A 21,049-nucleotide genomic window follows, 5' to 3' on the forward strand; every position below is an offset into this window, starting at 1 on the left:
GGCAAAAAAAAAGGAAGCCGGCTGGCTTCCTTTTGGAAAGCCCGCAGGCTTCCCGGGTAGTCGAGCCTCGGCGACTTAGCCGTTGGCGACCGAAGTCTTGGAGCCGACCGAACCGAACTTCTGGCGGAACTTCTCGACGCGGCCAGCGGTGTCGACGATCTTGTGCTTACCGGTGAAGAACGGGTGCGATTCAGCCGACACCTCGATCTTGACCAGCGGGTATTGCTTGCCTTCGAAATCGATGGTTTCGCGGGTGTTGATGGTCGAGCGGGTGATGAATTTGAAATCGCACGACAGGTCGTGGAAGACGACTTCGCGGTAATCCGGATGGGTATTGGTTTTCATGGTTTTGCCTCGGTTGAGTTGGTAGCCAAAAGGCACTTCGTCGGTCCTACTGCTTCTCGACCCGATTGCCGATCACTTGCCAGGGTTGGGTGCTGAACCGGCGATTATAAGCCAGCAGCGTCCCGGAGGCAACCATTGCCGCAGGCGCGGTGCAGGAGGCGCTTCAGGCGTGCGGCAGGCGCGACAGCACGGTCAGGATCATGCCACTGAAGCCGATGACCATCGTGATGGCGGTGACCGCCATCCATTTGCTGAGGTGGGCCGCTTCGCCGTGGATGTCGGCTTTCAGTTCGGCTTTCAGGTCCGACAGGTCGGCTTTGTTGGGCAGCATGGTGAGTGTCGTGTCGAAACGGGTTTCGAGGACCGTCAGGCGCCGGTCGAGCAAACCGTTGGCGCGCTGGGCGGTGACGTCATGCAATTCGTCGGAAATCATGGGGCTCTCCAGGAAGGTATCACCCCGAATTTTCCGGGCTGGACCGCCCCAAGCCTTGACATGTATATATCGTAGCGCAAAAAGCAGAAAAGGCGAGTCGCCTCGCCTTTTCCATGCGGGCGTGAGCCCGTCGATCCGGCAGGCCGGATCAGCCGCCGCGACGCATCAGGTCGAAGAATTCGACGTTGTTCTTGGTCGCGCGCATCTTGTCGAGGATGAACTCCATCGCCTCGATCTCGTCCATCGAGTACAGCAGCTTGCGCAGGATCCAGATCTTCTGCAGCTGGTCCGGCTTGATCAGCAGTTCCTCGCGGCGGGTGCCCGACTTGTTCAGGTTGATCGCCGGGTAGACGCGCTTCTCGGCCAGGCGGCGCTCCAGGTGCACCTCCATGTTGCCGGTACCCTTGAATTCTTCGTAGATCACGTCGTCCATGCGCGAACCGGTCTCGATCAGCGCGGTCGCGACGATGGTCAGCGAGCCGCCTTCCTCGACGTTACGGGCGGCGCCGAAGAAACGCTTCGGACGCTGCAGCGCATTGGCGTCGACACCGCCGGTCAGGACCTTGCCCGAGGCCGGGATCACGGTGTTGTAGGCGCGTGCCAGGCGGGTGATCGAGTCCAGCAGGATCACCACGTCCTTCTTCATTTCGACCAGGCGCTTGGCTTTTTCCAGCACCATCTCGGCGACCTGCACGTGGCGGGTGGCCGGTTCGTCGAAGGTCGAGGCGACCACTTCGCCGCGCACCGAACGCTGCATCTCGGTCACTTCTTCCGGACGCTCGTCGATCAGCAGGACGATCAGGGTGCAGTCGCGGTGGTTGGCGGTGATCGCGTGGGCGATGTGCTGCAGCATGACCGACTTGCCGGATTTCGGCGACGCCACCAGCAGGCCGCGCTGGCCCTTGCCGATCGGCGAGATCAGGTCGACGATGCGGCCGGTGATGTTTTCGGCGCCGTTCATGTCGCGTTCCAGGCGCAGCGGCTCGTTCGGGTGCAGCGGCGTCAGGTTTTCGAACAGGATGCGGTGCTTCGAGGCTTCCGGCGACTCGCCGTTCACCTTGTCCACCTTGACCAGTGCGAAGTAGCGTTCGCCGTCCTTCGGCGTACGCACTTCGCCTTCGATCGAGTCACCCGTATGCAGGTTGAAGCGCCGGATCTGCGACGGCGAGATGTAGATGTCGTCGGTCGATGCCATGTAGCTCGCATCCGGCGAGCGCAGGAAACCGAAACCGTCCGGCAATACCTCGAGCGCGCCGTCGCCGAAAATCTGCTCGCCTTGTTTCGCGCGTTTCTTGAGGATCGCGAACATCAGTTCTTGTTTGCGCAGGCGCGCCGCGTTGTCGATGTCCAGGCTGATCGCCATCTCCAGAAGGGCGGAGACGTGCATTGCCTTCAGTTCAGATAAGTGCATGTGTCGGGTGTCCCGTGACGGGAAAGTAAAGGTAGGGGAGGGAACTGCGTGGGTTAATAATTAGGGGGCATCGGAGTCGATCGCCTTCCCGTGCTGAAGAAAGGGCGGCCGCGCGGGCGCGCTGCCGCCGCCTATGGTATCAGATGTTGCTGTCGATGAAGGCCGTCAGCTGGCCCTTGGCCAGAGCGCCGACCTTCTGTGCGGCCGCGACGCCGTTCTTGAAAAGGATCAGGGTCGGGATGCCGCGGATGCCGAACTTGGCCGGCACGGCCTGGTTCGCGTCGACGTCCATCTTCGCGATCAGCAGCTTGCCGTCATATTCTTTTGCGACTTCTTCCAGGATCGGGGCGATCATCTTGCAAGGACCGCACCACTCGGCCCAGAAGTCGACCAGGACCGGGCGCTCGGACTTGAGCACGTCGGTTTCGAAAGATGCATCGCTGATGTGTTTGATGTTTTCGCTCATGTTTTCCTCAAGGAGAGGTAGGTCACTCAGTTATAGGTTCGCGCCTGGATGGGTCATTGCCGCTGTCGGTTATCGACCAGCGACAGCCGGTTCCCGTACTTGTCAGACTTGGTTCGGCAACACAATGGTGGAGGCAGTGTGTGCACTTTTCAAACAGTGGAAGATCTGCAAGAGGACGTCAGGCGGGGATTGGCTGAAATAATAACCTATTTTCCTGAAACGTGTTCGTGAGCTTTGTACAAAAACCTAACACGTCGCCGGACCCCGGTATCGCAACGGAAGATGAGGCATTATCGCGTACCGGCAAGCCCTGTGTACGATCTATCGTCAGCTTTTTTTGCAGGCGTGGCGTGCCTGATACTGTTTCACCCGACACTGCCGGTGAACTTGTACAAATCGCCCGGATGCCACATCGTCACCACCGACGCCACCAGCCCATTCGAGCTGGTCTGGCGCTTCAGCACCAGGCAGGCGCTGCCGGGGGAGATGGCCAGCATCTCGGCCACCTCGCGCGGCGCCGGCAGCGCCTCGATGCTGTAGGTGGCGCCCTGCAGCGGCGCCGCCACCATCAGGTGCTCGTTGGGCGTGATGCGCGTATAGTCCTGCTCCAGGTAGGCGGGGGCGCAGGCCGGGTTGACCCAGCGGTCCTCGACCTGGATCGGGCGGCCGTTTTCCTCGTGCACGATCAGCGAGTGGAACAGCGGCGCACCGGCCGCCACGCCGAAGCGCGCCGCCAGCGCCTCGCTCGCCGCGCCGCTTTCCAGCAGGCGCGGACGGCTGGCATGCACGTGGCCGCGCGCGCGTACTTCGTCGGCGATGTTGCGGATCTCGACCAGCGTGGCCTGGTATTTTTGCGGCGCGACATAGGTGCCCGAGCCTTGGCGCCGGGTCAGCACCTGCTCCGCGGTGAGCTCGCGCACGGCGCGGTTGACGGTCATGCGCGACACGCCGAACTGGCGTACCAGGGCCTGCTCGGACGGCACCAGGTCGCCTTCCTTCCAGCGGCCCGAGGCAATTTCCCCGAGCAGGTAATCCTTGATGCGCTGGAAGATGGGAATGTCAGGTGGCGTGCTCGGTGGCTTAGTATCTTGCGCGGTCTGTCCGTCCAAACTGGTTTCTCCGGGAGCCGGGCCGTGGCCCGGTCTACGTTCTAGTCAGGGGCGCATTCTAGCATCGCGGATTTGAAAGCAAGAGCCGGGGTGCGGGGTGCGGCGCGGCTGCGTACCATGCATGCATTCGTATTCATATTGTTATCGGGAGCGCAGACATGAACACACAGCAGGAGACGATTGCGGGCGACGACGCGCGCTGGGCCGCGGTCTGCGCCCGCTCGCAGGCGGCCGACGGCCAGTTCTATTATTCGGTGCGCAGCACCGGGGTGTACTGCCGGCCCTCGTGCCCGTCGCGCACGCCGCGCCGCGCCAACGTCGCCTTCCACGCCAGCAGCCTGGAGGCCGAAGCGGCCGGCTTCCGGCCCTGCCTGCGCTGCCGCCCGCTCGATCCCCCGCTGGCCGAGCGCCAGGCCGCCCTCGTGGCCCGCGCCTGCCGCCTGATCGAGGCCGCCATCGACGAACCCGACCTGGACACCCTGGCCCGGGCCTGCGGCATGAGCCGCTTTTATTTCCACCGCGTGTTCAAGGCCCATACCGGCATCACGCCCAAGGCCTATGCCGCGGCGCGCCGGGCCGAGCGCTTGCAACGCGAACTGGCGCAGGCGCCGACCGTCACCGCGGCCGCCTACGACGCCGGCTTCCAGTCGAGCGGCCGCTTCTATGCCGCCTCGAACGGCGTGCTGGGCATGACCCCGCGCCGCTACCGCGCCGGCGGCAGCGGCGAAGCGATCCGGTTCGCGGTGGCCGCCTGCTCGCTGGGCGCGCTGCTGGTCGCGGCCACCGGCAAGGGCATCTGCGCGATCCTGCTGGGCGACGATCCCGAAGCGTTGCTGCACGACCTGCAGGAACGGTTTCCGAACGCCGAGCTGGTCGGCGCCGAACCCGGCTTCGAGCGCACCGTGGCGCAGGTAGTGTCATTCGTGGAAGCCCCGCGCATCGGGCTCGAGCTGCCGCTGGACGTGCGCGGCACCGCCTTCCAGCAGCGCGTCTGGCAGGCGCTGCGCCAGATCCCGTCCGGCCAGACCGTCAGCTACGCCGAACTGGCCGAACGCCTCGGCATGCCGAAAGCCGCCCGCGCCGTCGCCGGCGCCTGCGCCGCCAACCCGGTCGCCATCGCCATCCCCTGCCACCGCGTGGTGCGCAACGACGGCGCGCTCTCCGGCTACCGCTGGGGCATCGAACGCAAGCGGGCGCTGCTGGACCTGGAACGGGAGCATTCGGGGTCAGAGCAGAATACCGAGTGAGTTCGGGGTCAGAGCACTTTTTCAGCCAAGTTCTTGTCTGCCACTGATAGCCGTTTTCGGTAAGGTCTCGCAGGAATCAGCCCTAGCGATCTGGATGTGTCAGCCACAAATGCTTCAGACCCGAGTGGGGAGTTGCGGTTGCTGGCATACCGAATTTGTTCGAGTAACTGGTCGGACATCACTTCCTGGAACAGATCGAGGTAGGCCGACCTTCGTTCAGCGGCGTGCAGTCCCAGACCCGCATACACGACATGGGGTGTGATCACAGGATTTTCCTCGCCTAGTGCATTGGCACGAAAACTGGACCAGGGGTAGGCGCCAGGGTCACTCACCATTTTGGCGCGAACCGGATTGAGCTCGATATAGCGGTGACATATCAGCAGGTAGCGTTCCTGTTCGACCAGACAGGAACGAAACCGGCCTTCCCACAGCGTGCCGCTCCTTCGGTAGCGTCGATTGAAATACTGAACATAGTGTTGCCCGAGTCGGCGCATCAGCATGCTCGGCCCGTTCCTGCTGCCGGATGACAGCAAGAGATGTACATGGTTCGTCATCAAGACATAAGCATGTATCTGGCAATTGCTCGTGGCTGCGTGTTGCCGGAGTAACGACAGATAAACCAGGTAATCGGTCTCATTGGCAAAACACGGATTCCGATTGTTCCCGCGTTGAATAATGTGGAGGGGTACGGCGGGGAGTACCAGACGTGGTCGTCGTGCCATGATTTCATAGAATAGAAAATGAAGGCATGACCATATCGAAGCCGTCTCCAACCGAATGGATGCAACTCAATGTCGCGTAGTCCCCTTCCATAAAATGTGCTCTGACCCCGAAGTGGCTCGACATTGTGCTCTGACCCCGAAGTTCGCTACACTGAATGCTTGCCTTTTATTCATTCGGAGATTACCGATGCGCTTCGCCCCCCTGCAGTGTTCCCTGTTCGTCCTGGCCGCATGCGGCGCCTTGTCCGCAGCCCATGCCGACACCGTGATCGACAACGCCAACGGCTACACGCTGAACGCGAAAGGGGACATCGTCCAGTTCGCATCGATGGCCTTCGACGACAATGGCCGCATCACCGCGGTCGGGACGGCCAAGGACGTGGCGGCCAAGGCGCCCAAGGCGCGTCACGTCGACCTCAAGGGACGCACCGTGCTGCCGGGCCTGATCGATGCGCATGGCCACGTGTTCGGCCTGGGCGAGATGCTGACCCAGCTCGACCTCTCCGGCACCACCTCGCTGCAGCAGGCGCAGGCCGCGATCGCCGATTACGCGCGTGCCAATCCGGGCCAGGGCTGGCTGCGCGGCCGCGGGTGGAACCAGGAAAACTGGAAGCTGGGGCGCTTCCCGACCGCGAAGGAACTCGACACCCTCGTCAGCAACCGCCCGGTGTGGTTCGAGCGCGTCGACGGCCACGCCGGCTGGGCCAACAGCCGCGCGCTGGCGCTGGCCGGCATCACCGATAAGACGCCGGACCCGGCCGGCGGCAGGATCGTCCGCGATGCCGATGGCCATGCCACCGGCGTGCTGGTCGACGCCGCCAAGGGATTGATGCTGAAGGTACTACCGCAGCCGACCGAGGCGGAAGGCCGCGCCATGCTCGAGAAGTCGCTGCAGAAGATGGCCAGCGTCGGTCTCACCAGCGCCCACGATGCCGGCATCACGGTAAGCCAGGACAAGCTGTACCGCAGCTTCGCCGACCAGGGCAAGCTCACCGCGCGCATCTACGCCATGATCGGCGGCACCGGCCCCGACTTCGACCAGTTGGCCAAGAACGGCCCGCTGAACAGCTACGGCGAGGACATGTACTTCCTGCGCGCGGTGAAGCTGTATGCCGACGGCGCCCTGGGCAGCCGCGGCGCCGCGCTGCTGGCGCCGTACAGCGACGACCCGCACTCGCACGGCCTGCTGTTCCACTCGAACGAAGAGATCGACACCATGATCGGCAAGGCCATGCAGAAGGGCTACCAGGTCAACGTGCACGCGATCGGCGACGCCGGCAACCGCCAGATCCTCGACGCCTTCGCCAAGGAGATCAAGGCCAACCACACCGAAGCGCAACGCAACCGCATCGAGCACGCCCAGATCGTCACGCTGGACGACATCCCGCGCTTCAAGAGCATTGGCATCGTGCCCTCGATGCAGCCGACCCACGCGACCTCGGACAAGAACATGGCCGAGAGCCGCGTCGGCCCCGAGCGCATCAAGGGAGCGTATGCCTGGCGTACCTTCCTGCAGCAGGGCTCGCGCATCGCCTGCGGCTCCGACTTCCCGGTCGAGGCGCCGAACCCGTTCTACGGCATCCACGCCGCGGTCACGCGCCAGGATGCGGGCGGCAACCCGATCGCCGGCTGGTATCCGGAGCAGGAGATGTCGCTGAAGGAAGCCTTCCGCTGCTTCACGCTGGACGCCGCCTGGGCCGGCCACCAGGAACAGAACCAGGGTTCGCTCGAAGTCGGCAAGTACGCCGATTTCATCGTGATCGACCGCGACCTGTTCAAGATGACGCCCTACGACATCCATAAAACCGGCGTGCTGGAAACCTGGGTTGCAGGCCGCCAGGTCTACCGCAAATAAGCAGCCGGCGGCTTGCAAATATGGATTGACGGTGTTGTATAGACAACTTAGACTGCTCTGAACATTCCGAGGAGCCGCCATGAGCCAAGCCGCGCCGCTGCAGGACCCGCGTTTCGATCCGTCGCGTACGATCCAGGCCCCGCGCGGCAGCCAGTTGCACTGCAAGAGCTGGCTGACCGAAGCGGCGTATCGCATGTTGCAAAACAACCTCGATGCGGCCGTGGCGGAAAACCCGCAGCACCTGGTGGTCTACGGCGGGATCGGCCGCGCCGCGCGCGACTGGGCCTGCTACGACCGGATCCTGGCCTCGCTGCGTGAACTGGAAGACGACCAGACGCTGTTGATCCAGTCCGGCAAGCCAGTCGGCGTGTTCCAGACCCACCCCGACGCCCCGCGCGTCCTGCTCGCCAATTCCAACCTGGTGCCGAAGTGGGCCACCTGGGAACACTTCGACGAACTCGATCGCAAGGGCCTGTTCATGTACGGCCAGATGACGGCCGGCAGCTGGATCTACATCGGTACCCAGGGCATCGTGCAGGGCACCTACGAAACCTTTGCCGAAGCCGGGCGCCAGCACTTCGGCGGCGACATGACAGGCAGGTGGATCCTGACGGCTGGCCTGGGCGGCATGGGCGGCGCCCAGCCGCTGGCGGCCAGCTTCGCCGGCGCGGTCTCGCTCACCGTCGAGTGCCGCCAGAGCAGCATCGATTTTCGCTTGCGCACCCGCTACCTCGACAAGCAGGCGCGCGACATCGACGAGGCGCTGGCCATGGTCGCCATGCATAAGGCGCGCCGCGAAGCCGTCTCCATCGGCCTGCTCGGCAACGCCGCCGAAGTGCTGCCGGAACTGGTGCGGCGCGCGCAAGCCGGCGGCCTGGTGCCGGACCTGGTTACCGACCAGACCTCGGCCCACGACCTGGTGCACGGCTACCTGCCGCTCGGCTGGACGCTCGCGCAGTGGCAGGCCGCCCAGCAGGACCCGGCGCAACACCCGGCCTTGAAGCAGGCCGCGGCGCAAGCCTGCGCGACCCACGTGCGCGCCATCCTCGACTTCAAGGCATTGGGTGCGCATGCGGTCGACTACGGCAACAACATCCGCCAAGTCGCGCTCGACCAGGGTGTGCGGGAAGCCTTTGATTTTCCCGGCTTCGTGCCGGCCTACATCCGCCCCCAGTTCTGCGAGGGCAGGGGACCGTTCCGCTGGGTCGCGCTGTCCGGCGACCCCGAGGACATCCATAAGACCGACGCCAGGATCAAGGAACTCTTCCCGCAGCACGCGCGCGTGCACCGCTGGCTCGACATGGCGCGCGAACGCATCGCCTTCCAGGGCCTGCCGGCGCGTATCTGCTGGCTCGGCCTGGGTGAGCGTCACCTGGCCGGCCTGGCCTTCAACGAGATGGTACGCACCGGCGAGCTGAAAGCGCCGGTCGTGATCGGGCGCGACCACCTCGATACCGGCTCTGTCGCCAGCCCCAACCGCGAAACCGAATCCATGCTTGATGGCAGCGACGCCGTATCCGACTGGCCGCTGCTGAACGCCATGCTGAACACCGCCGGCGGCGCCACCTGGGTATCGCTGCACCACGGCGGCGGCGTCGGCATGGGCTATTCGCAGCACGCCGGCGTCGTCATCGTGGCCGACGGCAGCGCCGCCGCCGACAAACGCCTGGCGCGGGTGCTGATGAACGATTGCGCCTCGGGCGTGATGCGCCATGCCGATGCCGGCTACGCACTCGCCATCGAGACCGCCAAAAAGTACGGCTTGACATTACCGATGATTAGATAAGTCATGAACCACGAAATACCCCACCACCTGACCCTGCAACCCGGCGCCCTGAGCCTGTCCGAGCTGCGCGCAGCCTGGCAGGCGCACGGCCGGCTCACGCTGGCGCCGCAAGCCTACGCCGCCATCGCGGCCTCGGCCGCGGCCGTGCAGGCCATCGTCGCCAAGGGCGATCCGGCCTACGGCATCAACACCGGCTTCGGCATCCTGGCCAAGCGCCACATCCCGCACGAACAGCTCGAACAGCTGCAGCGCAACCTGATCCTGTCGCATGCGGTCGGCACCGGCGAACTGCTGCAGGACGACGTGGTGCGGCTGATCCTGCTGACCAAGATCGGCAGCCTGGCGCGCGGCTTTTCCGGCGTGCGCCCGCTGATCGTCGACACGCTCATCGCCCTGTACAACGCCGGCATCATGCCCGCGATCCCGGCCCAGGGTTCGGTCGGCGCATCGGGCGACCTGGCGCCGCTGGCCCACATGACCCTGGCCATGCTGGGCGTGGGCCAGGTCCGCATGCAAGGCAAATTGCTCGACGCGCGCGAAGCGCTGGCCGCCGCCGGCATCGAACCGGTGGTGCTGGCGGCCAAGGAAGGCCTGGCGCTGATCAACGGCACCCAGGTCTCGACCGCGCTAGCGCTGCACGGCCTGTTCCTGGCCGAGCGCCTGCTCGAGGCGGGCATGGTGACGGGCAGCCTGTCGCTCGACGCCGCACGCGGCAGCGACGCCCCGTTCGATCCGCGCGTGCACGCCGTGCGCGGCCAGCCGGGCCAGATCGCGGCAGCCAGGATCTACCGCGCACTGGTGGCCGGCAGCGCGATCCGCGCCTCGCACCTGGTCGGCGACGAGCGCGTGCAGGACCCGTACAGCCTGCGCTGCCAGCCGCAGGTGATGGGCGCCGTGATGGACCTGATCGCCCAGGCCGGACGCACCCTGCTCATCGAATCGAATGCCGTCACCGACAATCCTTTGGTGTTTTTGGAAGACGGCATCCCCGCCATCATCTCGGGCGGCAACTTCCACGCCGAGCCGGTCGCCTTTGCCGCCGACACGCTGGCCCTCGCCATTGCCGAAATCGGCGCGCTGGCCGAACGCCGCATCGCGCTGCTGATCGACGCCACCCTGTCCGGCCTGCCACCCTTCCTGGTGCGCGAGCCGGGCGTGAATTCCGGCTTCATGATCGCCCACGTCACCGCCGCCGCGCTGGCGTCGGAAAACAAGTCGCTGGCCCATCCTGCCAGTGTCGACAGCTTGCCGACCTCGGCCAACCAGGAAGACCATGTCAGCATGGCGACCTTCGCCGCGCGCCGCCTCGGCCAGATGGCGCAGAATACCGGCGTCATCGTCGGTATCGAACTGCTGGCGGCGGCGCAGGGCATCGAGTTCCACCGGCCGCTGGCCAGCTCGGCGCATCTCGAGCACGTGCACGCCGCGCTGCGCCGGCATGTGGCACCGTTCGACGAAGATCGCTTCTTCGCGCCCGACATCGAGGCGGCGCGCAGGATGGTGATGGAAGGCGAACTGTCGGCGGCATGCAAGGACCTGTTCGCCGTACTGCATACCGACTGACAGCGAGGGGAAGCGATGGATTTCAGGTTCACCCCGGGTTCGACGCCGATGCTGCTGTCGATCCCCCACGGCGGCACCGATATCCCGGACGAGCTGGCCGGCCACTATGCGCCCAGCGCCGCGGTGCGCGCCGATACCGACTGGCACCTCGGCAAGCTGTACGACTTTGCCGGAGAGATGGGGATCTCGGTGCTGGCGGCACGCTGGTCGCGCTACCTGATCGACCTGAACCGCCCGCCGGAAGACAGCAACCTCTACCCGGGCCAGGACACCACCGGCCTGTGCCCGCTCGACACGTTTGCGCGCGAGCGCCTGTACCTGCCCGGCCACGAGCCGGACGCCGTCGAAGTTGCGCGGCGCCTGGAGCGCTACTGGCAGCCCTATCATCGCCAGCTGCAGGCGGAGCTCGGGCGCCTGCTGGCGCAGCACGGGCGCGTGGTGCTGTGGGATGCGCATTCGATCGCGTCGCAGGTGCCGCGCTTCTTCGAAGGCCGCCTGCCGGACCTGAACTTCGGCACCGCCGACGGCACGTCCTGCTCGCTGCAGCTGCAGGGCGCGATCATGCAGGGCGCCGCGGCCCAGGACCGTTTCTCGTTCGTCTTCAACGGCCGCTTCAAGGGCGGCCACATCACGCGCCGCTACGGCGACCCGGCGCGCGGCGTGCACGCGCTCCAGCTCGAGATGTGCCAGTGCCTGTACATGGATGAAGCGCCGCCTTTTGCCTATCGTCCCGAGGCGGCGGCCCGGGTCCAGCCGCTGCTGCGCGAACTGATGGGAACGGCGCTGGAATGGGTGCGCATGTGAACCGGGGCGGCGACGCGCTGTTTGCCCGCCATGCGCTGCTGGCCGATGGCTGGCGGCGCGACGTGCTGATCGCGTGGGATGGCGCCGGCGACCTGGTGCGGGTCGAGCCGGACGCCGTCGCCGCGGCGGGCTGCGCGCAGGCGGAGTACGTCCTGCCCGGCATGATCAACCTGCATTCGCACGCCTTTCAGCGCGCGCTGGGCGGCCTGACCGAGCGGGCGGGCGGGTCTGGCAACGGCGACCTCGACAGCTTCTGGACCTGGCGCGACCTGATGTACCGCTTCGCCAACCGCATCACGCCCGAGCAGATGGAGGCGGTGGCGGCGCAGCTGTACGTGGAATGCCTGCGCCACGGCTACACCGCCGTCTGCGAATTCCACTACCTGCACCGCGACAGCGATGGCGCCGCGTACGCCGATCCGGCCGAGACGGCGCGCCGCATCGCCGCCGCGGCCGGCGCTGCCGGCATCGGCCTGACGCTGCTGCCGGTGATGTATGCCTACGCCGGCTTCGGGGAAGCACCCTTGAAGCCCGAACAGCGGCGCTTCCGCAGCGACCCGGCGCTGGTATTGCGCATCGCCGAGGCCCTCGACGGCCTGCGCAGCCCGCAGCTGGAAGTCGGCGCTGCGCCGCATTCGCTGCGCGCGGTGTCGATCGGCCAGCTGAACGAACTGGCGCGGGCACTGCCCGCCGGCCGGCCGCTGCACATCCACATCGCCGAGCAGGCACTGGAAGTACAGCAGTGCCTGGACGCCAGCGGGCGCCGTCCGGTCGAATGGCTGCTGGACCAGGCCGAGGTCGATGCGCGCTGGTGCCTGGTGCATGCCACCCATTTGTCGGCAGGGGAGGTGGTGGCGCTGGCCCACAGTGGCGCCGTGGCCGGCCTGTGCCCGACCACCGAGGCCAACCTGGGCGACGGGCTGTTCCCGCTGGCGCCCTACCTCGCCGCCGGCGGACGCTTCGGCATCGGCAGCGACAGCCATGTGTCCCAGAGCCCGGTCGAGGAATTGCGCTGGCTCGAATATGGCCAGCGCCTGCAGCACGGGCGCCGCAACATCGTGGCCAGCCCCGGCCGGCCCGACGTCGCGGCCGGCCTGTGGCACGGCGCCTTGCTCGGCGGCGCCCAGGCCAGCGGACGCCGCCTGGGCGTGCTGGCACCCGGCCGGCGCGCCGATCTGCTGGTGCTGGACGGCGCGCATCCGAATCTCGACGGCGCCGCGCCCGACGATGTGCTCGGCCGATTCTTGTTTTGTGGCAACGACAATCTCGTGCGCGACGTGCTGGCCGGCGGCCGCTGGGCCGTGCGCAACGGTCGCCATCCGGACCAGGACACCATTGCCGCCCGTTACAAGACTGCATTGCGCCAGTTGCGCGAATCGTAAGGCCTGGGGTTTAATCACTGCAGTTCGCCCCCTCGCTGACGTTGGGTTAAATACGTCGAGATCAATTCGCTGAGGTAATAGCAATGACGATGCTGATTCCGTTTGCAGGCTTGTCGCCGGTCCCGTGGAAAAACGGCGCCGGCAGCACGACCGAGATTGCCGTGTTCCCGCAGGACGCCGGCTTCACCGATTTCGACTGGCGGGTGAGCCTGGCCACCATCGGCGCCGACGGTCCGTTCTCGGTCTTCCCCGGCGTCGACCGCACGCTGGCCCTGGTCGAAGGCCATGGCGTGACGCTCGACATCGACGGCGAGCCGGCCCTGGTGTCGGCGGCCGAACCGGTGGTCAGCTTCGAAGGCGATGCGCGTGTCAGCGCCAAGCTGAATCGCGGCACCACCACCGACTTCAACGCGATGACGCGCACCGACCGCTGCTACCACAGCTTCGGCCGGCGCCGCCTGGACGGCCCCTCGACCTTCGTCGCGCGCGCCCCGGTGACCGTGCTGTTCCTGGCCGAGGGCGAGAGCCTGGAATTGAGCAGCGACGACGAGCGCATCGCCATGGTGCGCTACGACGCCATGCTGCTCGACCAGGGTACGGTCTGGAAGCTGGATGCGGGGCAGGGCACGATCTTCATCGTCGACATCCATTACTACGACGACGAGGACGACCTCGACAACGAAGACGGCCACTATGACGATTAAGCCATGGTGACGGAATCCGCCGACCTGCTGTTCACCAACGTGCGCCTGGCCACGATGGTGGACGGGGTTGGCGACCTGCAGGATGGTGCACTGGCCGTGCGCGGCGGCCGCATCGCCTGGCTCGGGGCGCGCCGCGACGCGCCGCTGGCGGCCGCCATCCACGACTGCGGCGGCGCCTGGATGACGCCGGGGCTGGTCGACTGCCACACCCACATCGTCCACGCCGGCGAGCGCGGCGGCGAGTGGGAAGCGCGCCTGAACGGCGCCAGCTACGAAGACATCGCGCGCGCGGGCGGCGGCATCCTGTCCACCGTGCGCGCCACCCGCGCCGCCTCCGAAGACACGTTGTTGCACCAGAGCCTGCCGCGCATCCGTACCCTGCTTGCCGAGGGTGTGACCACGCTCGAGATCAAGTCCGGCTACGGCCTGAGCCTGCTTGATGAAGCCAAGATGCTGCGCGTGGCGCGCCGCATCGGCACGGTGTTGCCGGTGAACGTGCACACCACCTTCCTCGGCGCCCATGCGCTGCCGCCCGAATTTGCCGGTCGCGCCGACGCCTACATCGACGACGTGTGCGACCGCATGCTGCCGGCGCTGGCGGCCGAAGGCCTGGTCGATGCGGTCGACGCCTTTTGCGAGCGCATCGGTTTTACGCACGCGCAGACGGCGCGCGTGTTCGCCGCCGCGCGCCGCCTCGGCCTGCCGGTCAAGCTGCATGCCGAGCAACTGTCGGACCAGGACGGGGCGGCGCTGGTGGCGGAGTACGGCGGGCTGTCGGCCGACCACCTGGAATACCTGTCGCCCGCGGGCGTGGCGGCGATGGCGCGCGCCGGTACGGTGGCGGTGCTGCTGCCGGGCGCTTATTACTTCCTGAGGGAGACGCGCATGCCGCCGCTTGACGCGCTGCGCGCCGCCGGCGTGCCGCTGGCGCTGGCCACCGACTGCAATCCCGGCACCTCGCCGCTGACTTCCCTGCTGCTGGCGATGAACCTGGCCTGCACCTTATGGCGATTGAGCCCGCAGGAAGCGCTGCGCGGCTGCACCGTACACGCGGCGCGCGCGCTGGGCCGCAGCGACATCGGCATGCTGGCGCCGGGCATGCGCGCCGACCTGGCGCTGTGGGACGTGGCGCGGCCGTCCGACCTGGCGTATGCGCTGGGCGCGCGGCCGTGCCGGCTGGTGGTCCACGGCGGCGTGCCGCGGGCGCCGGATATCAGCTCGAACTGAGCGCCTTGCACCGGGCGCCTGGCCAACGCGCCTTGCTCAACCATGATCGGGTATGCTTGAGCGCTCGATCGATGGAGCTCTCATGCGTCGCTTTGCCCTGCTGGTGCTGGCCTGGACCGGCCTGCTTTTCCTGAACCCGGCAAGTGCCGAGGACGTGCTGCGGGTCGGCTCCAAGCGCTTCACCGAGTCCTATATCCTGGGCGAGATCCTGACCCAAACCGCCGCCACGGCCGGCCCCGCCCAGCACCGCCAGGGCCTCGGCAACACCGCCATCGTGCTGGCGGCGCTGCGCTCGGGCGACATCGACGTGTACCCGGAATATCTTGGCACCATCGACCTCGAGATCCTCAAGAATCCACAGCCGACCACGATCGACCAGATGCGCGCGGCGCTGCAGCCGCTCGGCCTGGGCGTCGCCGTGCCGCTCGGCTTTTCGAATGGCTATGCGCTGGCGATGCGCGGCCGCGATGCGGGCGACCCCGGCATCGCGCGCCTGTCCGACCTGGCGCGCCGCCCGGACCTGCACGTCGGCCTGTCGCACGAATTCCTGGGCCGCGCCGACGGCTGGCCGGGCCTGGCGCGGCGCTACGGCCTGCCGCAGACGCCGCGCGGCCTCGACCACGGCATCGCCTACGAGGCGCTGGCGCAGCGCCAGATCGACGTCACCGACATCTACTCGACCGACGCCAAGATCCGCCAGTACGGCCTGCGCGTGCTGGACGACGACCTGCACTACTTTCCGCGCTACGACGCGGTGCTGCTGTACCGTCTCGACCTGCCGCGGCGTTTTCCGGCAGCCTGGCGTGCCATCGGTGCGCTGGAGGGGCGTATTTCGGCAGATGCGATGATCGGGATGAATGCGGCGGCCGAGCTGGACGGCGACAGCTTTGCAGCGATCGCCAAGGACTGGATCGCCAAGCACACGGGTATTGGCCGCGTGGACGGGAAACCCGTCCACCCTACCGGTGCCCGAAGCGATCCCGAAGGCGTTCGACGCGACGGCCTGCTCGCCAAAACCTTCGGCAACGGCTTCGCCACGCTGGCGCGCCAGCACCTGCTGCTGGTGTGCGCCGCCGTGCTGCTCGGCTGCCTGGCTGGCGTCCCGCTCGGCATCCTGGCGGCGCTGGTGCCGCGTTTGCGCCAGGTGGTGCTGGCGCTGGCCGGCATGCTGCAGACCGTGCCTTCGCTGGCCCTGCTGGCGATATTGATTCCGCTGCTCGGCCGTATCGGCACGGTGCCGGCACTGGTGGCGCTGTGCGCGTATGCGCTGCTGCCGATCGTGCGCAACACCTGCACCGGCCTGCTGCAGGTGCCGGCCGGCTTGCGCACGGCGGCGCTGGCGCTGGGCCTGACGCGGGCGCAGGCGCTGCTCACGGTCGAACTGCCGCTGGCGGCGCCGGTGATCCTGGCCGGCGTCAAGACGGCGACGGTGATGAGCGTGGGCACGGCCACGATCGCCGCCTTCATCGGCGCGGGCGGCTTCGGCGAACGCATCACCACCGGGCTGGCGCTGAACGACAACGACATGCTGCTGGCCGGCGCCATTCCGGCGGCCCTGCTGGCGCTGCTGACCCAGGCCGGCTTCGAGATGGTCGAACGCCTGCTGGCACAGCGCAGAAGCCGCTGAAACCCGGCACGGAACAGGGGCACCCTACAGCGATTGCAGCCGCGAACGCATCGCGGAGATGTCCTGGTGCAGCAGGCGCTCGGCGTGGAAGTCGTTGGCGCGTTGTGCCGCGATCGTGTGCAGGCAGCGCGTGCAGGTGTCGAGCCGGTAACGCAACCAGATCCGCAGGCACGCCCGGTAGATCCATTCGGCGGCCCCGTGATGCGGCCGTGCAGGGGCGTGGGGCTTGAAGCTGAGTTTAAAGCTGAGTCTAGCGCTCGTTTTCATGGGAGTCCCTCGTTTGGAAGCCCCATTTTCATGCACGGCGCGTTGTTGTATTTGTGATCACTCAAGCGTGCGCAAGCAGGAGACGCTTGACTAATCTTAGCGTTCTGTTACCGAGGTAAGCATTTGTAAGGAACGCCCTGAGCGGGTAGGCCGGCGCTTATATTGGGGGCCGTTGGATTCAAGTCTCCCCTCCCCATCCTGACGAATGGGTTACCCACGGCGCTGCGAGCAGCCCGTGGGTTTTTTCTTTGGAGAAGCGCTCAGTCCTGCGCCAGCGCCGTCAGCGGCGCGCCGGTCACGCGGCAGATGCGCCAGTCCGGCAGCAGTTCGGCCCCCATGCTCTTGTAGAAGTCGATGGCGGGCGTGTTCCAGTCCAGCACCGACCATTCGAAGCGGCCGCATTCGCGCTCGACCGCGATGCGCGCCAGGTGCTTCAGCAGGCGGCTGCCGTAGCCCTTGCCGCGGTGCGCCTGGCGCACGTACAGGTCTTCCAGGTACAGGCCGCGGCGGGTCAGGAAGGTCGAGAAATTGTGGAAGAACAGGGCAAAGCCGACCACCTCGCCATCGGCTTCGGCAACGATCGCCTCGGCGCCCGGACGCGCGCCGAACAGGCCCTCGTGCAGCAGGGCTTCGCTGCTGACCACCATGTGCTCGAGTTTCTCGAACACGGCCAGTTCCATGATCATCGAATGGATGTGGACGATGTCGGCCGGGGTGGCGGGGCGGATGGCGAAGCTGGCGGTGATAGTGGATGCGGTCATGGGGTTTCGATTGGATTGTTCAGTTGGACTTCGGTTTCACTGTGGAGCACGGGTTTGGCGGCGGGCGCGCGCAGGGCCCAGGCGACGCTGCCCAGGCAGACCGCCATGCCCAGCCATTCGACCGGGCCGGGACGGTAGTGTTCGAGCTTGATCGACAGCAGCACCGAGATCACCGGCGTGATCACGCCGATGTACACCGCCTTGTTCGAGCCGATGCGGTTGATCAGGGTGAAGTAGCAGATGAAGGCGACCACCGAGCCAAAGAGCGACAGGTGCAGCAGGCCCAGCACGTAGCTCGGCGCGCGCGGGATGACGAATGCCTGGCCGGTTGCCAGGCACCAGATGGCCACCATGCAGGTGCCCCAGAACATCGACCAGCCGGTGGTCAGTATCAGGTTGTTCGATTGTTCGCGCACCTTGCCGACCACGATGCTGCCGGCCGAGCTGGCGATCGAGGCGCCGATGCCCAGCACCAGGCCGAGAATGAAGTGCCCCTGGCCGCCCTGGCTGATGTCACGCAGCGCGCTGTCGATCGAATGCCAGAACAGCAGCGACACCCCGGCGATCGCGGCCACGCCGGCACCCCAGGTGCGGTGCGCGATCGGGGTGCCGAAGGCGATGCGGGCGCAGATCGGCGTCCAGAACACCATCAGCGCAAACAGCACCGCCACCAGCGCCGACACCACGAACTGCTCGGCGTTGTAGGTACACACATACGACAGGCCGAACGTGAAGAAGCCCTGCAGCAGGGTCCAGCGCTGGACCCGCCAGGGCAGGCGCAGCTTGTCGCCGCGCAGCAGGCACCAGGCGAACAGCGTGCCCGATGCCAGGGCAAACCGGTAGACGACCGAAACCGCGGGCGGGACCTCGCCCAGTTGCAGTGTGATGGCCCAGAAGGTGGAGCCCCAGATCAGGGATGCGATGGTGAAGAGGACGTAGGATGGCATCGCGAAAGTATACGTGCTTTCGCGATTTCCATGGGGCAGGAATAAGGCGCCACCCTGTCAAAGCTGCGTCATGCCGCCATCGATGACGAGGTCCATGCCGGTCGAGAAACTGCTGTCGTCCGAAGCCAGGAACAGCGCGGCGGCCGCGAGCTCCTCGGGGCGCCCGATACGGCCGAGCGGCACATGGGCGGCAGCCTGTTTTCGGAACGCTTCGGCCGCTTCCGGCGATCCGACCTGTGCCTCGATGATGGGCGTGTCGACCGGTCCGGGACTCAGCGTATTCACGCGGATGCCGGCGGACACGAGTTCTGCAGCAGCAGTGCGGACCAGCGACCGTATCGCTGCCTTGGTCGCATTGTAGACGCTGTGTCCTGGATAACCCTTGGTCGCCAGGCAAGACGAGACGAGGATGACCGAAGCGCCATCGGGCATGAGCGGGAGCGCCTTTTGCAGAGTGAAGTAGGTGCCTTTCACGTTGACGTCGAACATGCTGTCGAAGTGTTCCTCGCTGGCTTCACGGATTGGACTGGCTGCAATCACGCCGGCATTGGCGACCAGGACATCCAGTCGTCCCTCTTCCTTGTCCACTGCCGTGAACAGTCGATCGAGGCTGCCGAGGTCCGAGACGTCGCTCTGGAAAGCCTTGGCCTTGTCGCCAAGCTTGTGGACGGCAGCTTCCAGTTCCGCTGTCCGGCGCCCCGTAATGTAGACCTTCGCACCTTCCTCGATGAAACGCTCGGCGATGGCGAAGCCGATGCCGCTTGACCCGCCGGTGACGACGGCGATTTTTGAGTCGAGTTTGCCCATGGTTACTGGTGACCTTGATGTGGTTGAAAATCGGCCAGGTTGTGCGAGACTGCACCACTGTTGCCGGCTTCAACTATCTTACGAAGCGCTCCGACGCCAGTAAACTGGCCAATAAAGCACAACACATGTGAGAAAACGCACCATGGATCACTGGGATGAAATTCGTATGTTCCTCGCCGTCGCGCAAGGGGGCACGGTGCGTGCCGCTGCGAATGCACTGGACGTCAACCATGCCACGATCATCCGCGCCATCGGCCGGCTCGAGCAGAAGCTCAATACCAAGTTGTTCGAGAAACTGGCGACCGGCTACCGGCTGACCGATGCGGGCAGCGAAATCGTGGAACTCGCAGCGCACATGGCGGCGACATCGTCGCAGATCGAGGCACGCATCTTCGGCCGCGACCAGAACGTCTCGGGCTCGCTGCGGTTCACGCTGCCGATCTCGTTCGCCACCGACCTGTTGATGCCGACGCTGGCCGGATTCAGGGCGCACTATCCCGACATCGCCCTGGAGATCCTGAGTTCGACATCGGTCGTCAACCTCGGCAACCGTGAAGCCGATGTGGCACTGCGGGTAGTGATCGGCAAAGCGATGCCGCCCGATAATCTCTATGGAACGCGGCTCTGCGAATTTCGTGTGGGGTCTATGTCGGCCGGACGCTGGCGCAAGCCGGTTCGCCGATGCATGCGGCCTGGTTGCTGGGCCCGGATGAAGCCGTGCCATCGACCTGGGAACCGGGCGAGGGCATGACGATGGCAGCGACGCCGGTCCGGTTTACCGAGATGCGGTCCCAATTCGAAGCGGCGCGCGCCGGGATGGGCGTCTCGCTTCTGCCTTGTTTCCTGGGCGATGCGGATCCGGCGCTGACCCGCGTCCCCGGCAGTCCAGTCGAGCATGTCGGGGACGTCTGGCTATTGACCCACAGCGATACCCGGCGAACCAAGCGCGTGCGGCTTCTGTGCGATACCGTGCGTACGGCGATCCAGGAGAATGCGGACCGGTTGGCGGGCCTTGGCTACGATGCCTGACCGTTGCCTCAGTGCGTCACGCGCGTCGTGTAGCCGTTGCTCAGCAGGCGCACCCGTTCGCCCGGACGGAACATTTCGTCGGCCAGTTGCGTCACCGAACGCAGTTCGCCATTCTCGAGGCGCACGGTAATCTCGAAGCCGGGACGGTTGTTCGCCTTGTTTTCGAGGCGGTTGCCGATGATGCCGCCGGCCACGGCACCGAGGATGCCGACCGCGGCAGAGCCGTTGCCGCTGCCGATCTGCGAGCCGCCCAGGCCGCCGAGGGCGGCGCCGGCGACGGTGCCGGTACCACTGTCCGGATTGGCGATGGTGACGTTGCGGACCGATTCGACCGTGCCCAGGCGGACCGTCTGTTCGTTCTGGGTCTGGTAGGCGCTGTAGACGCTGCCCGATTCGGGCGGCGTGGCGCAGCCGGCAAGCATGCCGGCAAAGGCGAGGGCGGCGGCAGAGAGAGTAAGCGCGCGGTTCATGATGTGCTCCGATCAATTCATTGTGTTCAGCAGATGATGTCAGATTACGCTTTTCACAAGAGCCGGCGCGCAATGCAGTGCTCGCTT

22 protein-coding genes are annotated in these 21,049 nt (G+C 66.2%); 11 read left to right on the forward strand and 11 right to left on the reverse strand.

What is annotated here, in order from left to right:
* Nucleotides 1-75: 75 nt before the first annotated feature.
* From U1H99_RS01415 to hutC, 5 genes are all read right to left on the reverse strand, one after another.
* Nucleotides 76-345: a type B 50S ribosomal protein L31 gene (locus tag U1H99_RS01415; protein ID WP_141831579.1), complete on the reverse strand. Its 270-nt coding sequence runs from the start codon at nt 343-345 to the stop codon at nt 76-78.
* A 163-nt stretch (nt 346-508) separates the two neighbouring features.
* Nucleotides 509-778, reverse strand: coding sequence for a hypothetical protein (locus U1H99_RS01420; RefSeq protein ID WP_323139998.1), 270 nt, complete (start codon nt 776-778; stop codon nt 509-511).
* Nucleotides 779-926: 148 nt separating this feature from the next.
* On the reverse strand, nt 927-2,189 hold the full coding sequence (gene rho, locus U1H99_RS01425; protein ID WP_141831583.1) for a transcription termination factor Rho: 1,263 nt from the start codon (nt 2,187-2,189) through the stop codon (nt 927-929).
* Between the two features lie 139 nt (nt 2,190-2,328).
* The gene (trxA, locus tag U1H99_RS01430) at nt 2,329-2,655 is read right to left on the reverse strand and encodes a thioredoxin TrxA (protein ID WP_141831585.1); all 327 of its coding nucleotides are present in this window, start codon (nt 2,653-2,655) and stop codon (nt 2,329-2,331) included.
* A 365-nt stretch (nt 2,656-3,020) separates the two neighbouring features.
* Nucleotides 3,021-3,764 carry a histidine utilization transcriptional repressor HutC gene (gene hutC, locus U1H99_RS01435; protein WP_323139999.1) on the reverse strand — a complete coding sequence of 248 codons (744 nt, stop codon included), beginning with the start codon at nt 3,762-3,764 and terminating at the stop codon, nt 3,021-3,023.
* Nucleotides 3,765-3,922: 158 nt separating this feature from the next.
* On the opposite strand from hutC, the gene ada reads away from it, so the two are divergent.
* A complete protein-coding gene (gene ada / locus U1H99_RS01440) occupies nt 3,923-5,011 on the forward strand; it encodes a bifunctional DNA-binding transcriptional regulator/O6-methylguanine-DNA methyltransferase Ada (protein WP_323140000.1) in 1,089 nt (362 codons plus the stop codon).
* Between the two features lie 8 nt (nt 5,012-5,019).
* Here the strand turns inward: ada and U1H99_RS01445 are convergent, their stop codons facing one another.
* The gene (locus U1H99_RS01445) at nt 5,020-5,733 is read right to left on the reverse strand and encodes a transposase (RefSeq protein ID WP_323140001.1); all 714 of its coding nucleotides are present in this window, start codon (nt 5,731-5,733) and stop codon (nt 5,020-5,022) included.
* 187 nt (nt 5,734-5,920) lie between these two features.
* On the opposite strand from U1H99_RS01445, the gene U1H99_RS01450 reads away from it, so the two are divergent.
* From U1H99_RS01450 to U1H99_RS01485, 8 genes are all read left to right on the forward strand, one after another.
* Nucleotides 5,921-7,588, forward strand: coding sequence for an amidohydrolase (locus U1H99_RS01450; RefSeq protein ID WP_323140002.1), 1,668 nt, complete (start codon nt 5,921-5,923; stop codon nt 7,586-7,588).
* Nucleotides 7,589-7,667: 79 nt separating this feature from the next.
* Nucleotides 7,668-9,374 carry a urocanate hydratase gene (gene hutU, locus U1H99_RS01455; RefSeq protein WP_323140003.1) on the forward strand — a complete coding sequence of 569 codons (1,707 nt, stop codon included), beginning with the start codon at nt 7,668-7,670 and terminating at the stop codon, nt 9,372-9,374.
* Between the two features lie 3 nt (nt 9,375-9,377).
* Nucleotides 9,378-10,937, forward strand: a complete 1,560-nt coding sequence (gene hutH / locus U1H99_RS01460; RefSeq protein WP_323140004.1) for a histidine ammonia-lyase — start codon at nt 9,378-9,380, stop codon at nt 10,935-10,937.
* 15 nt (nt 10,938-10,952) lie between these two features.
* Complete coding sequence (hutG, locus tag U1H99_RS01465) at nt 10,953-11,741, forward strand: N-formylglutamate deformylase (protein ID WP_323140005.1); 789 nt, start codon at nt 10,953-10,955, stop codon at nt 11,739-11,741.
* Nucleotides 11,726-13,123 (forward strand): formimidoylglutamate deiminase, encoded by a 1,398-nt coding sequence (locus tag U1H99_RS01470; RefSeq protein ID WP_323140006.1) that lies wholly within the window; start codon nt 11,726-11,728, stop codon nt 13,121-13,123. The genes hutG and U1H99_RS01470 overlap by 16 nt, the downstream gene beginning before the upstream one ends.
* 83 nt (nt 13,124-13,206) lie before the next feature.
* Nucleotides 13,207-13,827, forward strand: coding sequence for a HutD/Ves family protein (locus U1H99_RS01475; protein ID WP_323140007.1), 621 nt, complete (start codon nt 13,207-13,209; stop codon nt 13,825-13,827).
* Between the two features lie 3 nt (nt 13,828-13,830).
* Nucleotides 13,831-15,054: an imidazolonepropionase gene (gene hutI / locus U1H99_RS01480; RefSeq protein ID WP_323140008.1), complete on the forward strand. Its 1,224-nt coding sequence runs from the start codon at nt 13,831-13,833 to the stop codon at nt 15,052-15,054.
* 82 nt (nt 15,055-15,136) lie between these two features.
* Nucleotides 15,137-16,681: an ABC transporter permease/substrate-binding protein gene (locus tag U1H99_RS01485; RefSeq protein ID WP_323140009.1), complete on the forward strand. Its 1,545-nt coding sequence runs from the start codon at nt 15,137-15,139 to the stop codon at nt 16,679-16,681.
* 24 nt (nt 16,682-16,705) lie between these two features.
* On the opposite strand, the gene U1H99_RS01490 is transcribed toward U1H99_RS01485, so the two are convergent.
* The 4 genes from U1H99_RS01490 to U1H99_RS01505 form a co-directional block, all read right to left on the reverse strand.
* Nucleotides 16,706-16,948 carry a hypothetical protein gene (locus U1H99_RS01490; protein WP_323140010.1) on the reverse strand — a complete coding sequence of 81 codons (243 nt, stop codon included), beginning with the start codon at nt 16,946-16,948 and terminating at the stop codon, nt 16,706-16,708.
* A gap of 260 nt (nt 16,949-17,208) precedes the next feature.
* Complete coding sequence (locus U1H99_RS01495) at nt 17,209-17,709, reverse strand: GNAT family N-acetyltransferase (protein WP_323140011.1); 501 nt, start codon at nt 17,707-17,709, stop codon at nt 17,209-17,211.
* Nucleotides 17,706-18,656, reverse strand: a complete 951-nt coding sequence (locus U1H99_RS01500) for a DMT family transporter (protein ID WP_323140012.1) — start codon at nt 18,654-18,656, stop codon at nt 17,706-17,708. The genes U1H99_RS01495 and U1H99_RS01500 overlap by 4 nt, the downstream gene beginning before the upstream one ends.
* Nucleotides 18,657-18,713: 57 nt before the next feature.
* The gene (locus U1H99_RS01505) at nt 18,714-19,463 is read right to left on the reverse strand and encodes an SDR family NAD(P)-dependent oxidoreductase (protein WP_323140013.1); all 750 of its coding nucleotides are present in this window, start codon (nt 19,461-19,463) and stop codon (nt 18,714-18,716) included.
* Between the two features lie 142 nt (nt 19,464-19,605).
* Here U1H99_RS01505 and U1H99_RS01510 point away from each other — a divergent pair, with 142 nt between their 5' ends.
* Nucleotides 19,606-20,214 (forward strand): LysR family transcriptional regulator, encoded by a 609-nt coding sequence (locus U1H99_RS01510; RefSeq protein ID WP_323140014.1) that lies wholly within the window; start codon nt 19,606-19,608, stop codon nt 20,212-20,214.
* A complete protein-coding gene (locus tag U1H99_RS01515) occupies nt 20,211-20,492 on the forward strand; it encodes a LysR substrate-binding domain-containing protein (protein WP_323140015.1) in 282 nt (93 codons plus the stop codon). The genes U1H99_RS01510 and U1H99_RS01515 overlap by 4 nt, the downstream gene beginning before the upstream one ends.
* Before the next feature lie 8 nt (nt 20,493-20,500).
* Here U1H99_RS01515 and U1H99_RS01520 read toward each other — a convergent pair whose 3' ends face one another.
* Nucleotides 20,501-20,962 (reverse strand): outer membrane lipoprotein, encoded by a 462-nt coding sequence (locus U1H99_RS01520; protein ID WP_323140016.1) that lies wholly within the window; start codon nt 20,960-20,962, stop codon nt 20,501-20,503.
* Nucleotides 20,963-21,049 lie beyond the last annotated feature (87 nt).

This window comes from Massilia phyllosphaerae, assembly GCF_034659755.1.
GTDB lineage: Bacteria > Pseudomonadota > Gammaproteobacteria > Burkholderiales > Burkholderiaceae_D > Telluria > Telluria phyllosphaerae.

Excerpts from the sequence above, each read along its gene's own strand:
- U1H99_RS01415 (WP_141831579.1), bottom strand. The coding sequence starts at position 345 with ATGAAAACCAATACCCATCCGGATTACCGCGAAGTCGTCTTCCACGAC.
- U1H99_RS01420 (WP_323139998.1), bottom strand. The coding sequence starts at position 778 with ATGATTTCCGACGAATTGCATGACGTCACCGCCCAGCGCGCCAACGGT.
- rho (WP_141831583.1), bottom strand. The coding sequence starts at position 2,189 with ATGCACTTATCTGAACTGAAGGCAATGCACGTCTCCGCCCTTCTGGAG.
- trxA (WP_141831585.1), bottom strand. The coding sequence starts at position 2,655 with ATGAGCGAAAACATCAAACACATCAGCGATGCATCTTTCGAAACCGAC.
- ada (WP_323140000.1), top strand. The coding sequence starts at position 3,923 with ATGAACACACAGCAGGAGACGATTGCGGGCGACGACGCGCGCTGGGCC.
- U1H99_RS01445 (WP_323140001.1), bottom strand. The coding sequence starts at position 5,733 with ATGGCACGACGACCACGTCTGGTACTCCCCGCCGTACCCCTCCACATT.
- U1H99_RS01450 (WP_323140002.1), top strand. The coding sequence starts at position 5,921 with ATGCGCTTCGCCCCCCTGCAGTGTTCCCTGTTCGTCCTGGCCGCATGC.
- hutU (WP_323140003.1), top strand. The coding sequence starts at position 7,668 with ATGAGCCAAGCCGCGCCGCTGCAGGACCCGCGTTTCGATCCGTCGCGT.
- hutH (WP_323140004.1), top strand. The coding sequence starts at position 9,378 with ATGAACCACGAAATACCCCACCACCTGACCCTGCAACCCGGCGCCCTG.
- hutG (WP_323140005.1), top strand. The coding sequence starts at position 10,953 with ATGGATTTCAGGTTCACCCCGGGTTCGACGCCGATGCTGCTGTCGATC.
- U1H99_RS01470 (WP_323140006.1), top strand. The coding sequence starts at position 11,726 with ATGGGTGCGCATGTGAACCGGGGCGGCGACGCGCTGTTTGCCCGCCAT.
- U1H99_RS01475 (WP_323140007.1), top strand. The coding sequence starts at position 13,207 with ATGACGATGCTGATTCCGTTTGCAGGCTTGTCGCCGGTCCCGTGGAAA.
- hutI (WP_323140008.1), top strand. The coding sequence starts at position 13,831 with ATGGTGACGGAATCCGCCGACCTGCTGTTCACCAACGTGCGCCTGGCC.
- U1H99_RS01485 (WP_323140009.1), top strand. The coding sequence starts at position 15,137 with ATGCGTCGCTTTGCCCTGCTGGTGCTGGCCTGGACCGGCCTGCTTTTC.
- U1H99_RS01490 (WP_323140010.1), bottom strand. The coding sequence starts at position 16,948 with ATGAAAACGAGCGCTAGACTCAGCTTTAAACTCAGCTTCAAGCCCCAC.
- U1H99_RS01495 (WP_323140011.1), bottom strand. The coding sequence starts at position 17,709 with ATGACCGCATCCACTATCACCGCCAGCTTCGCCATCCGCCCCGCCACC.
- U1H99_RS01500 (WP_323140012.1), bottom strand. The coding sequence starts at position 18,656 with ATGCCATCCTACGTCCTCTTCACCATCGCATCCCTGATCTGGGGCTCC.
- U1H99_RS01505 (WP_323140013.1), bottom strand. The coding sequence starts at position 19,463 with ATGGGCAAACTCGACTCAAAAATCGCCGTCGTCACCGGCGGGTCAAGC.
- U1H99_RS01510 (WP_323140014.1), top strand. The coding sequence starts at position 19,606 with ATGGATCACTGGGATGAAATTCGTATGTTCCTCGCCGTCGCGCAAGGG.
- U1H99_RS01515 (WP_323140015.1), top strand. The coding sequence starts at position 20,211 with ATGACGATGGCAGCGACGCCGGTCCGGTTTACCGAGATGCGGTCCCAA.
- U1H99_RS01520 (WP_323140016.1), bottom strand. The coding sequence starts at position 20,962 with ATGAACCGCGCGCTTACTCTCTCTGCCGCCGCCCTCGCCTTTGCCGGC.